The 12965-nt window shown below is 35.0% G+C and carries 13 protein-coding genes; 6 read left to right on the top strand and 7 right to left on the bottom strand.

The annotated features are described in order from the left end of the window. Window positions 1-121 precede the first annotated feature (121 nt). From HHU12_RS26220 to HHU12_RS26210, 3 genes are all read right to left on the bottom strand, one after another. Complete coding sequence (locus HHU12_RS26220; RefSeq protein ID WP_169659707.1) at window positions 122-1102, bottom strand: polyprenyl synthetase family protein; 981 nt, start codon at window positions 1100-1102, stop codon at window positions 122-124. 9 nt (window positions 1103-1111) lie between these two features. Further along, the gene (gene gldF / locus HHU12_RS26215) at window positions 1112-1843 is read right to left on the bottom strand and encodes a gliding motility-associated ABC transporter permease subunit GldF (protein ID WP_169659706.1); all 732 of its coding nucleotides are present in this window, start codon (window positions 1841-1843) and stop codon (window positions 1112-1114) included. 82 nt (window positions 1844-1925) lie between these two features. Further along, window positions 1926-2555, bottom strand: a complete 630-nt coding sequence (locus tag HHU12_RS26210; RefSeq protein WP_169659705.1) for a DUF4251 domain-containing protein — start codon at window positions 2553-2555, stop codon at window positions 1926-1928. Window positions 2556-2993: 438 nt separating this feature from the next. On the opposite strand from HHU12_RS26210, the gene HHU12_RS26205 reads away from it, so the two are divergent. The 5 genes from HHU12_RS26205 to HHU12_RS26185 all read left to right on the top strand — a co-directional run bounded on the left by HHU12_RS26205 (window position 2994) and on the right by HHU12_RS26185 (window position 7991). Beyond that, window positions 2994-3602: a TetR/AcrR family transcriptional regulator gene (locus tag HHU12_RS26205; protein ID WP_169659704.1), complete on the top strand. Its 609-nt coding sequence runs from the start codon at window positions 2994-2996 to the stop codon at window positions 3600-3602. A 135-nt stretch (window positions 3603-3737) separates the two neighbouring features. Further along, window positions 3738-4385, top strand: coding sequence for a TMEM175 family protein (locus tag HHU12_RS26200; protein ID WP_169659703.1), 648 nt, complete (start codon window positions 3738-3740; stop codon window positions 4383-4385). 224 nt (window positions 4386-4609) lie between these two features. Further along, the gene (locus HHU12_RS26195) at window positions 4610-5377 is read left to right on the top strand and encodes a ParA family protein (protein ID WP_169659702.1); all 768 of its coding nucleotides are present in this window, start codon (window positions 4610-4612) and stop codon (window positions 5375-5377) included. Window positions 5378-5396: 19 nt separating this feature from the next. Beyond that, window positions 5397-5663 carry a ribbon-helix-helix protein, CopG family gene (locus HHU12_RS26190; RefSeq protein ID WP_169659701.1) on the top strand — a complete coding sequence of 89 codons (267 nt, stop codon included), beginning with the start codon at window positions 5397-5399 and terminating at the stop codon, window positions 5661-5663. 174 nt (window positions 5664-5837) lie between these two features. Continuing rightward, a complete protein-coding gene (locus HHU12_RS26185) occupies window positions 5838-7991 on the top strand; it encodes a T9SS type A sorting domain-containing protein (protein ID WP_169659700.1) in 2154 nt (717 codons plus the stop codon). A gap of 90 nt (window positions 7992-8081) precedes the next feature. On the opposite strand, the gene HHU12_RS26180 is transcribed toward HHU12_RS26185, so the two are convergent. From HHU12_RS26180 to HHU12_RS26165, 4 genes are all read right to left on the bottom strand, one after another. Then, entirely contained in the window at window positions 8082-8333 is a 252-nt protein-coding gene (locus HHU12_RS26180; protein ID WP_169659699.1) for a hypothetical protein, read from the bottom strand. A gap of 16 nt (window positions 8334-8349) precedes the next feature. After that, window positions 8350-8991, bottom strand: a complete 642-nt coding sequence (locus tag HHU12_RS26175) for a hypothetical protein (protein ID WP_169659698.1) — start codon at window positions 8989-8991, stop codon at window positions 8350-8352. Window positions 8992-9187: 196 nt separating this feature from the next. Continuing rightward, on the bottom strand, window positions 9188-9751 hold the full coding sequence (locus tag HHU12_RS26170) for a DUF2911 domain-containing protein (protein ID WP_169659697.1): 564 nt from the start codon (window positions 9749-9751) through the stop codon (window positions 9188-9190). A 95-nt stretch (window positions 9752-9846) separates the two neighbouring features. Continuing rightward, complete coding sequence (locus tag HHU12_RS26165) at window positions 9847-11100, bottom strand: flavin monoamine oxidase family protein (RefSeq protein WP_169659696.1); 1254 nt, start codon at window positions 11098-11100, stop codon at window positions 9847-9849. A 219-nt stretch (window positions 11101-11319) separates the two neighbouring features. On the opposite strand from HHU12_RS26165, the gene HHU12_RS26160 reads away from it, so the two are divergent. Then, window positions 11320-12066 (top strand): SpoIIAA family protein, encoded by a 747-nt coding sequence (locus HHU12_RS26160; RefSeq protein WP_169659695.1) that lies wholly within the window; start codon window positions 11320-11322, stop codon window positions 12064-12066. The last annotated feature ends 899 nt before the right edge of the window (window positions 12067-12965 follow it).

The following is a 12965-nucleotide window of genomic DNA, read 5'->3' as shown; positions in this document are numbered from 1 at the left end:
TCTTCCCTCCGAGGGGCGAAACAGCTTTCTTTCAAGCTGTCGGGATAGTTTGCATGCAGGGCAAACAAAAATCCTGACAAGTGCTTACTTATCAGGATTCCTATTATTAATAACTTTTATGCTAGTGATCTCTATTCTGTAAATAGACACCAAATTCTTTTAAAAGCTGTTTTTTATCTTCTGTAAGATCTAAACGATCCAAAGCACTGAAACCTTTATCAAAATACTGATTTGCACGGTCAGTTGCCATTTGCTTGATACCTAATCGGTCATAAATAGCAGTTACTGCTTTTACTTTTTCAGCTTTATCAAAATCCGTTTTATGCAACCAATACTGAAGTTCCTCAGCATCTTTTCCTTCTGCTTGTTTTAATGCTTGAATGAGCATCAACGTTTTCTTATTGGAAATGATATCGCCACCTACTTGCTTACCAAATTTTGCCTGATCAGCATACACATCCAAGATGTCATCATTCAATTGAAAACCTAAACCTACGTTCACACCAAACTCTTCGATGACTGCTGATTGCTCATCAGTAGCACCTCCAATTAATGCACCCAATCGTAAAGCAAAACCTACTAAAACAGCTGTCTTCAAACGGATCATATTGATGTACTCTTCCTCTCCTACTTCATCTCTTTCCTCAAAATCCATATCAAACTGCTGTCCTTCACAAACCTCCTGTGCACATTTATTGAACAGTTCCATAGCAGATCTTAAAATGCTGTCCTCTACTTTCATGATGTGCTCATAGGCTTTCACAAACATTACATCACCAGAAAGAATACCGATGTTCGCATTCCATTTTTCGTGTACCGTTGTATGTCCTCTTCTCAAAGGAGCCTCATCCATAATATCATCGTGCATTAATGTGAAGTTGTGAAATACTTCCACACCAATAGCCGGTTCCATCGCCTTTTTGTAATCTTCATCAAAAACATAACATCCTAATAAAGTAAGGGCTGGACGAAGGCGTTTTCCGCCAAGGGATAAAATATAACGTAAAGGTTCATAAAGGTTTTCTGGTGCTTCACCAAACCTCTTCTTTTCTAATTCTTTTGCAAGTAGTACACCTGCGTCTTTTATATCAAATGATGTCATCTTTTATAATTATTCCCAGCGTCTGCTGCCAATAGATAATTTTGCCAGACTTAAGGCGATTCCAATTAAACTAAAAAAATACAGTATATCGCGAGAATCAATCAATCCTCTACTTAATGATCTATAATGGAAGTCAATTCCCCATAATCCTATACCGTAAGCGTAATCACCCAAGGCTGGAATTGAGGCTACTGACGAAATGCCATCATAGCATATAAAACAAAAAACGACCGCAACTATAAAAGAAACGATTTGACTTGAAGTGATGGAAGAGGCAAAAACTCCTATTGCGGCAAATCCACCTGAAAGAAATACAAGTCCGATATACGACCCCATCACTGCCGCTGTATCAATATTTCCTTTAGGAGCACCAAGCTCATAAACAGAAAAGTAGTACATCACCGTAGGGATTAAAGCCAAAATTGCCGTTACCCAAGCCGCAAAAAACTTACCGGCTATAATTTGAAAATCGGTAAGCGGTCTTGTAAAAAGCAATTCTAATGTACCAGTCTTTTTTTCCTCTGCCAATCCTCTCATGGTGATGGCCGGCAGTAAAAACATAAATACATAAGGGGCAACATTAAATAATGGGTCCAAAGACGAAAAACGCCCTTCTAAAATACTTGTCTGAGGAAAAACCCAAACAAACATACCCATCATTACTAAAAATACGGCCATGACTAAATACCCTAAAACCGCACTGAAAAAACTACTTAACTCTCTTTGAAAAATTTGCCACATATAAAAAAAAATTACGGGCAGACCTATTCGCTCACTTCAGTAAAACAAACACTCAGGTCTTCCCTCAACTATTCGCACTTAATTAATATGGTGTTGTGCCTTGGTATATACTCGATAGGTTTGTAGGAATAATATTTCCTCTAAACTTCACCTCTGTATTGTCTGTTTGTGCTCTCACGGTTGCGTCTGCCCAGTTGTCAGATCCATTCAAATTGATACGGACTTGTGCCATCATCATAGAACCTTGCACATTAAAAGTCATCTGCAATCCGCCGTGCTCGTTTTCCTTCACTTTTAGATCAGATATTGTCCCATCCAAAGTGATACCACCAACACCATTAAACCCAACAATTCCTTCAAAACCCAATTGCACAACACACGTTTCACCTTCCATTTTCACGAAGTTGATTGTATTTGTTACTTGTGCAATATTACCATAACGATCGTACACTTGATGTGCCTGAAGTACAAAACTTTGATTTTTCATCGCTTCAAAAGCCATCTGATAACGTGCCTCTTCTTCAGCCTTTGCCTGTTTCTTTGCCAGTTCTTTTGCTTTTTTACGTTCTTCCTTTGCCTTCTTTTTTGCCAGCTTTCGCTGTTCTTTTTCTGTCAAAGGCTTCTCTGCCGTTTCTTGAGCAAAAGTGTTAGTCAGTGAAACACACATTACTAATGTCAGTAATGTAAAAACTTTGAATAAAATCTTTTTCATTGTAATTATTTAATGATATAAATAAAGGAATTGAGTTATTATTAGGTATTTAATTAAGTACTAAGCCAAAAATTAATGATAATTAATTCTTCATTATTTTTTGTAAGTACAACGCTAAAAAAACGTATGAATAGTGGTTCTATTTAAAGTTTTTTGAAGGCAGTAATCAGAAAAAATAATATGAATTAGTGTTATTTATTTTTGTCTAAGTACTTAATTCCTGAATACTGACTTTTCCAAAGAAAAATCAGGCTCAATTTTATTCATTATTGTCACGAAAAATAACCAATTAATCGTTTAGTTATACTTTTTCATAACATAGTTAAATGAATTCTCACAAATATAAACTATTACATGAATGAAATAGTTTTTTCACTTTATTTTTTAAGTAAGATATGTAACTTTACATAGCATTATTCATACGATTAAATTACAATTATGAAGAACAATAGAGAACACGTTCTTAAAGTCGCTACCAAATTAATTTCCCAAAAAGGATTTGATGGTGCAAGTACCAGAGATATTGCACAGACAGCTAAAGTAAGCCAAGGAATGATCAATTATTATTTTGGATCAAAAGAAAATTTACTGAAAGAAATCTTAACGAATTATTCAAAGCAGATTCATGCTGTAATGACTGAATTAAATAATTCAGACAAAGAAGGCATAGAATTTTTAAAGTTTGCTTTGCTTAAATTCTTTAAGATTGCTTTTGAAAACAGAGACCTTGCCCGCATCATGAACGTGGAGGAAATGATGGCTATCAGAGAGGATGTAATTACAAAAAATGATGAACTAGCCAATATTATTAACCTTCTTTTCATGGAAAAAATCAATGAAGGAAAAGATAAAGGAATTTACAATCAAGAAGCGGATGGTGAGTTGGTCGTTGGTTTTCTTGTAAATGCTTTGAATGATTACATTATCAGAGCAGAAAGAATGATCATCACAGAACCAAGAAGAGGAGTATCGAATTATAATGATCATCAGCAAAGAAGAATCTTGGAGTTCAGCTATCACTATCTTGATAAAATGCTACTTCCTTAAGGGATAAAAAAGAAATATAAATTTTGAAGTAAGAGGTGACTAAAAAATGATTAGTAAAACGTCATTCCGAGGCTCACCTCTTACTTTTTCCATATTCACTGACCTCAACCAAAAACACATCGCCTTGCTATCCCCATGAAAAAGAATAAAAAACCTGTTATCATCTCTGAAAGCTGGCTTTTCAGGATCAACCGTCTCTCCGATATTATCTTTGCCACCTCCATGACGATGTTGTTACTAGCCTTTGATTTTTCATCGATCGACAACATAAAAAGTAATAAAGAGCTTTTAAAAGCGTTATCTAATCAACTACCTATATTGGGTATTTACCTTACCACATTTATACTTCTGGCGGTGTATTGGCTGAAACACACCACTACTACCCGACTGATGAAAGGGGCCGACAGTACCTACATGTGGTTAGACATTATCACATTGGCTTTTGTGGCTCTGCTTCCTTTTTCAAATGGTTTGGCCACGGCTTTTTCAGATTTTTACGCTGCAATTTTACTGTATAGCCTCAATGTGATAGTCATCGGTGCTTTCTCTTATGCCTCATGGCGTTATGCAACGCATTATGACCGTTTGCTGAAAGAACCACTTGAAAAAGAAATTGCAGACGAAATAAGTCAGGATAAATGGATGGAACCTTTGCTGGCTTTTATTTCTATGATTGTTGCTTATTTTTATATCGACTACGCTCAGTTGCCCTACGTTCTTGTACCAGTAATTTATGCTTTAAGAACAAAATGGATTGAGTATAGAAGCACTAAAGCACGTTAATTGCTTTAAATAAGTAAAAAGACAAAATTATTTAATACTAATTATTGTTTTGCGATTACTGCCATAAAAAAACGATTAATAGAACCACTATTCAAACGTTTTTTCACGTTGTTCTCACAAAAAATAATTAAGAATTAATTATTAACTGTTTTTGGCTTAATACATAATTTTAATAAGATATAGTTCAGTAGTAACAATTTTTTAATTTAATAAAATCACTAACAATGTCAGCACAAGTCATATCTATCAGTAACCACAAAGGAGGTGTTGGAAAAACCACTTCGGTCGTCAATTTAGGCGCGGGTCTTCATCAGCTTGGTAAAAAGGTATTGATGATTGATATGGACCCTCAGGCCAATTTAAGTCAATCACTTGGCGTATTTGAGCCGGAAAACAGTGTATACAAACTTCTCAGAGGAGCATCAGATATCAACGATGCTATTATGGAACTGGAATTGGATCTTCATATGATTCCTTCAGAATTGGACCTTTCGGGTGCTGAACTCGAACTCAGTATGGAAGCTGGAAGAGAGTTTATTCTGAAAGGACAAATCAATAAAGTAATAGAAGACTACGATTATATATTAATTGACTGTCCGCCAAGTTTAGGGCTTTTAACCATCAATGCATTTACCACATCAAACCAGGTATTTTTTCCACTTCAAGCACAGTTTTTGGCCACTCAAGGCTTAACTAAGCTTTTAGAAGTTATTGAAAAAGTACAACAACGTCTGAATGCTGATCTGGAGATTGGGGGTGTTTTTATCACGCAGTACGATCAGAGAAAAATCTTAAATAGAAACGTTAAAGATGCGATCACTAAACACTTTGGTGACAAGCTCTTCAAAACGGTCATCCGCGAAAATGTAGCTTTGGCTGAAGCTCCTTCAAGACAAACAAATATTTTCAGATACAATCCGAAAAGCAACGGTGCCAAAGATTATTGGGACCTAGCTCAGGAAGTACTTGAAAGAACAGTCATCAACGCTTAAACCTTTACTACTACTCATTATGGCAAAGAAAAATTTCTCTGGTGGATTGGATTCTCTTTTAGGAGGTTCTCCCCTATCAAAAAGTGCGGAAACGTCTAAACCTAAAGAAGAACCGGTAAAAAAAGTGGAGAAAGTTACTCCTCCGGTTCCAAAAACGGCTTCTTTTGGACTGACGAAAGAGCAACAAGACAAAATCACTGCTCTTGCACAAAAGGAAGGCAGACCGGAAGACGAAATTATTAGAGAAGCAATTAGTTTCTATCTCGATTTTCAAGTAGATTTATAATAGAGGAAAACGTCAATTCTATCATATACCCACAATCCAAATTGCGGGTATATGCTATTTAAAGCCTATCAAAACTAAAGCTGTGCAGTACTTCTTTAGTTTTTTATATTATCACAATTCTTTGTAACCACTTTTTCCTCTACCTGTTTACTATTAAATCTAATAAGCAACCTTATGATCAAAAAATTAATACCATTACTTCTGAGCATCTTCATTACAAACTATTCTTGGAGTCAGCATATAGGGCTCACACTTCAACAAGATATTTCTATAATTGAAAACGGAAACGCAATACCTGACCCTTGGAATGGAGGTATTAATGCGGTACAGTTTTTTGAAGTGGATTTAAGTTTGGATGGCAAAAATGAATTAGTACTTTTTGATCGTACAAGCCGTAGAGTCATCCCTTATGTTTACGAAGAAAATCAGTGGGTTTATGCTCCTCAATATATCCCTATCTTCCCCTCTTCTATACGTTTTTGGATGCACCTTCAAGACCTTGATAATGACGGGCAGAAAGATTTGATTATAGGAGAAGAAGATGGTATTTATTTTTATAAAAATACTTCCTCAGCAGGTCAGTTGTCCTTTTCAGAAAATGGTTTACTGATCGAAAGTACTTCCTTTTCGGGTTCCCCTGCACCACTTTTATCTTCCCTTTTAGATACTCCTGCATTTTATGATATTAATAATGACGTAGCCTTAGACTTCTTCACATTCGTTCCTTCTGTGGGCGGTTCTATAGAATATCATCAGCACGTAGGGCTCAATGATCAAGGAGCACCTCAATATAAAAAAATCACTAATAATTGGGGCAACTTCCATGAATGTGGTGATTGTGCCACTTATATTTTTGATGGTCAAAACTGTTCTTCCAATGGTAGAATTATGCACCTCGGTTCAGCCGTGACGATTTATGATATTAATAAAAACGGATTGGGAGATGTTTTAATTGGTGAAATGAGCTGTTCCAACTTGGTAGCAATTCCAAATAAAGGAAGCAATGACGCTCCTCTTTTTGATGAAAGTATTACTAATTTCCCAAGTAAAACCCCTGTAAGTATTCCTGTTTTTCCAGCCGCCTTTTTTATTGATTACACCCAAAATAATGAAAAGGAAATGCTGATTTCTCCCAACCTGACAGGAAATGATGGGGATCAAACGGACTTCAGTCACAGCACATGGATGTATACTTTTAATGATGCCACCAAAGAATTTGAATTTGAAAAATCTCAACTTTTCCAAACCTTAGATTTTGGAGAAAGAAGCAAACCTTTTGCTGTAGATATTGATCAAAACGGGCAGTTGGATCTACTTGTTGGTTATAGAAATTCATTTAATGAAAATCTTGAACAATTCGGTGGAGGGATTGCCTACCTAAAGAATACGGGAACGAATGAGAATCCTTCATTTGAATTAATAGAAAACGATTACCTTTCTCTTTCTGAATGGGGGAAGATTGATATTATTCCATTCTTTATCGATTATGATAATGATGGAACTAAAGATTTGCTAGTAAGTGCTAGAACAGTAAATTCTAATGAAGCTGGTGTCTATTTACTTCCTGTCGAAAATAATAAAGCTGACTTTGGAAATGCTTCAAAGCTTGTCACTCATCGACCTGAAGAAAGCGTTTCTATGTATGACATAAATAAAGACGGGAGGATTGATATAGTAGTGGGAACTTTTTCTGGTGAATTGAAAACGTATTTGCAAAACGAAAACCATCAGTTTCAAGAAAGCAGTGAAAACTTTTTCCCTCAAATTGAAGCTGATTTATTAAGAAAATATCCTGTGATCCTTTTTGAGGACTTGAATAATGACGGAAATGAGGACTTGCTTGTATTTGATGAAAGCGGTCTGCCAAGAATATGGAGAAACTATAATAATGAAACTGAAAAGGCTTATCAGAAAGATGTGCTATTTGATGTTAGAACCAATACTTTCCAATCCATTAGTTTAGGGCGAAAAAATTCGGGTACAAAAATCGGAAATTATATTATCGTGGGATCTGAAGGTGGTGGCTTACAGTTATCTACTCTAGGAACACATGAGTCGCCCACAAGTATTTTACCAATACCTCCAAGCACATTCAACGTGAATATCTATCCAAACCCAAGTAATGCAGGTGTAACCATCGAAAACCAAGGAAACGTTTTATTGGAATACAGTATTCTTTCTATGCAGGCACAAAAAATTGCGGAAGGGAAGCTGTCAGTACTCTCAGAAATAAAGTTATCCACACAAAATTGGGCTAAAGGCGTTTATATTATTCAATTGAGAGACGGAAATGGAAAGTTATTCACAAAGAAACTACTTGTTCAATAGTTATTCACATTTATTTAAGACCTTTCCACAGCTACTAAAGTGGAATTATCAATGAAACCAAAGATGTGAACAAATCGATGTTTTCTCCATTTATGAACAACAGCGATTAGAACGTAGTAAATAAGCCACATCAAATTTTAAAATTGCCCTGAACGTATGCAAGTAAGTATCTGTGATCACTATTTTGGATTCACTTCCTTCCTGCAATTTATCCAACATACTCACAATATGTTCTTTAGGCAGTTTTTCCACCTCATCCTCTGACTGAATCCCCTGATCATTGATCAATAAGTCAGCGATTGTTAAGCTTAAATACTTGTCTTTCTTTGATAATTCCACCATAGTAATCTGTTTTGAGTTAATGTCTATCTTGAACTAAATGTTTTCTTAAAATCCACAGTACAGCAGGTAAATTCTCATATACTGTATCTTGTACCTCGATGATTTCCAACACTTCTTCCTCCATATATTTATCAACGAAGAATTCTTTTGGCGGTTCATACAAGGCATCTACTATATCATAAAAGTCATTTTCGTCTACTTCTCCTCTTCCATTGAGGTAAGCGGCATTGACAATGCGAGCTGCCACATCATCAGCATCCTTTTGATCATATCCATAATAGGCTGAATAAAGAATAAATTCTAAAATCTCAGGTACCGGTTCTTTTTCTACGGGTAATTTTCCAGCAAACTGTCTTAAGGCAGAAATAAAATCGAGTATATCAATAGTGACATGATTTCCTTTAACTTCCACTTCAAAAAGAGATGACATCGCATACCTTGTTTCCTGAATTAGAATACAATTTGTTTCCTCTTCAAAGAACAATGTGATAAAAACTTGAGAAGACTCTCCCTTTTCCTGAAATTCTTCAATTCCTTCTATTGCTTCCCACATTGCTCCCATCACCCTAGAGCCTTCCTTAAAAAACTTAGGCAATCTCTTAAACGTTACCTCTTTCCCCTCTAAATACTCTTCTAAAGTGATTTTTGATGCTGTCATTTCTTTTCTATTAGATAAATTTTCGTTTGTAGAATCCAATAGCAAAGTTATGAACTATTACTTAAGTTAAACAATACTTTTGAGAAATGATAAAAAGAAGAGGCAATCCTATTAGAATTCTTCAATTCTACACTAAGATTGCCTCATTCTGTGAGGTTTTATATTAAACAAGAATGCTTAAGAGCATTATTTGTCGTTAGGCTTTGTCTATATCTACTTCTACTAAAGTCTGATCCCAACCTAACTTCAAATTGTATTCATTTGAGTTATCATCCTTTTCGATCCAAATTCTCAAGCTTTCCATGGTTTTGTCACTATTGATGACATTGGTTTCCACCACCACAACATCAAAACTCTCATCTCTGCTTGCTTTTCCACCAAAACTCACTCCCCAATTGTAATTCTTATTATTGAAGATAATTTTCCATGTTTTGGATTCTGGAATTGTCCATAAAGTATATTTTCCTGCTGGTAAGTTTTTACCATTGATTGTCAATGCAACATTGGTCTTAAATGTAGTAGGCTCGTTTGCTCCTGTTCTCCACACCTGACCATACGGCACAAGATTGCCAAATATCACTCTTCCTTTTTTGAAAGGGGATGAATAGTGAATATCAATTTTAGTATCTCCATCAACGAAATTCTGTTCCATCTCAGGACTGTGTTTCTTTGTCTCTGAAATCATCATTTTCTGACCGAAGTAACCTAAGATACCCAACCCTAATAGAACGCCTAAAACAATAACAAAAATCTTTCGCATAGCTATTTTTTAGTATTTAACATAGAAGGTGTATTAGATGCAAAAAGGTTGAAAGCTTCCTACATCACTGTTTGTGCTAAGTGATGATACAAAAATCATACACTCTTTAGGTCTGGAAAATAATTACTGGCCAATTCTTCAGCCGTTTCCATGGCACCATGTACAGTAGCGCTATGTCCGTTAGTACGGCAAGCTTCCCCTATAAAGAAAAGTTTATTCCCTATCGGTTGCTTTAAATTTTCTCTACCCTCCAATGTACCTTTTGTAGAATAAGAATAAGTCCCTTTTACAAAAGGATCTTTGGTCCAGTCCTTTCCATGATGACTCATATACAAAGACATCACATCAACATGAGGAAATATTTCCTGCAAATCATTTAATAATACCTCAGCCAGTTCATCATCTTCTAATTGATCCAACTCTTTCGAGGCCTCTCCCATCAAATAAGCAACTATATGCTTAGGGTGAGAAGGACGGACTAAATAACTAGGGCACTTTTTACCACCAATCACTTCCACCAATTCCTCTTCCCAGAAACTTTCAGAAAATTCAATAAATAATTTACGTCCTTTTCCGAATCCAATATCATCAATAGCTTTTTGTTTTTCAGCAGGCAAAGCAGGTGTGAAATTGATTTTTTTCTCTTTCAGAACACCCAATGACACACTGACTATTACTTTATCGAAAGGTAATGTTTCCCCTTTTTTTGTTAGAATACCGACCTGTTCGTTTTTATAATTCACATCTACGATAGGCGTATTTAAATGGATCTTCCCTCTTAATCTTTTCTCAAAATACATCACTGCAGCACTGTATTTACCCCAGCTGAAATAGTTTTTATCACCCGAGGACCAACGCCATTCCTCTTCGCCAAGAGTAGATGCATGCACCTTCTCCACGTGAGCACTATACTCGCTCAGCATTCCTCTGATAATAAATTTCAAATTAGGGTGATAAAGTCCTTTTTCTTTGAGAGAATCAAGAATAGACCCGTCATAGGTTTCTTCTTCAATGGAATAAAAGTAATTCAATAATTTTTTCACAGTTTGAGGAAAGCGTTCAGTATCCTCTATATCTGTCAGTTGCTGATCATACCATATGTATTCATTTCCGGCTATTGGTTCTAGCGTTTGATCTAAATGTTTGAGCATTTCGAAAATGACGCTTCTGTTGCCATGTATTTCGGCAGCACCCATTTCCAAAAATAAATGATCGTGTATGGTTTGAGTGGCAATTCTACCGCCTACTCTATTCGAAGCTTCAAAAAGTGAAACATCATAACCTAACTCCGTTAAAATATGGCCGGCGTACAGACCTGATATTCCTGCTCCAATTATTGCTACTTTCATAAGTTTTTTCCTAGTTTTCTTCTACATCGAAAATAGTCAAATCACTGTTATATAAAAAGTGACTTTTATCGTAGTACGTTCTAATTATCAAAAAGAAATCAAGAAATATCAAATTTTGGCTTTTTCGTCCTCTATCCGAAATTATTCCGTGATTATTGTTAATTTAAACGTAACAAATTGAACTTAAGGGCGTATTTAAAACCCAAAAAACAAAAAATTATGATAAAAATTAATTCAACATTAGGCTCCAATGTTATAGGCTTCACAATTAATGGTAAAATTGATGATGAGGGGCTTCAGGAGTTTTTCAAAGCAATAGACGAAAAAACCAATAAAAATGGTAAAATAAAACTTTTGGGCGAAGTGGAAAACATGGGAGGAATTGAAGATTTCAAAGCCTTTTTTGATATTCTGAAAGCCAAGGCAAAAGCAATTACAGCTTTAGAAAAATATGCTTTCGTAGGAGAAGCCGAGTGGATGCAAAAAATCTCAGGTGTTATGGATTTTATGATTCCGAATATCCCTATTAAAATGTTTAAGACTGAAGAACGTGATCAGGCTTTAGTTTGGTTACTTCAAAAGGAAGAGGCATTTGTACCGGGCATCCATAAAATTGAGGTGGAAGATAACGACAACTTCTTGGCTTATCGTTTTACAGGCAAAATCAATCCACAAGAATACGTTGGTCTTGACAGTGAGTTCTCCGTTCAAATCAATTCGGGCAAGTCATTGAATATTTATATGGAATTTGCAGGTTTTGAAGGCTACAGCAATATATTAGCCATGTGGGATGATTTCAAAACAGGCATAAAATATTATTCAGATATTAAAAAAGTAGCCATTGTAAATAGCGGTCAGTGGATGGATTTCCTTGTTAGAATTGGAGACATCTTCACTCCCGGTATCAATATGGAGCATTTTGAAGAAAATGATAAAGAAAGAGCCAAGACTTGGTTGAATAGCTAACTTTTGTAATGAAGAATTAAGAGGGAAGAATGAAGAATTATGGTGGTTCGGTGGACGTTACATTACAATGTGCCTACATAATTTACGGTTTTAAAATAGTGAGGTCAAAGTTGTAAACAACTTTGACCTTTTTAATTTTTAGCTATAAGAAAATGACACCCTTCAAATTTCGAAGAGTGTCATTATTGGTAATACTTATGTTGGAACAATTTTGATGATAAGTTAATAAATAATTGAATTGGAATAATAAAACACGTTTTTTAGCAAACGTAACAAACTATTTACATGGCAAAAAGTATGAGAACATTACTGTTACATTAATTCCGATTGTTGTTGTTATTATCAATAAATCTATCTAGTATGAAATGAAATACATATTTTTTGTTTTTTGTACATTACAAATGTAGCGGGTTTACAAAAACCAATTTATGGGATATGAACACCTTTAATTACTTTTTTTAACCATACATCACACTGCTAAAAATCAGTTTTTAAATAAGTGATAATAAAACCAATTCTTTAACCTATATAATTATCAATAATTCAATAAAAAATACTTAAAATTAAAAATATCACAACAACACTCTTCACGATTTATCAAAAAAAAGAGTACTATTTTATAAAAAGGTAGAAATAATTAAAGATTTCTTAAAAGAAGGCAGTTTTTAGGCTGTGCTGGAAGAGAAAAAGTACAGCCGTTTGACAAGTGTTATTTTAACATTTTTAAGATTAATTACTCCGTTTTTAAGTCTAAGAAAAGGGATGTTTCGTAGACTCATAATTGAAATTGTTTTTTTGGGAAGAGAACTCTTTTATCAAATTTTGATTATCAGAATTCTTATGATAAGGAATCAGAACTACATCACAGCACTACTCCTTTATAATTCTTAACTCTGTAA

This window comes from Flammeovirga aprica JL-4 (assembly GCF_012844305.1).
Taxonomy (GTDB): Bacteria; Bacteroidota; Bacteroidia; order Cytophagales; family Flammeovirgaceae; genus Flammeovirga; species Flammeovirga aprica.
The sequence above is the reverse complement of the archived record's forward strand: the minus strand, read 5'-3'. Positions and strand labels throughout refer to the sequence as shown.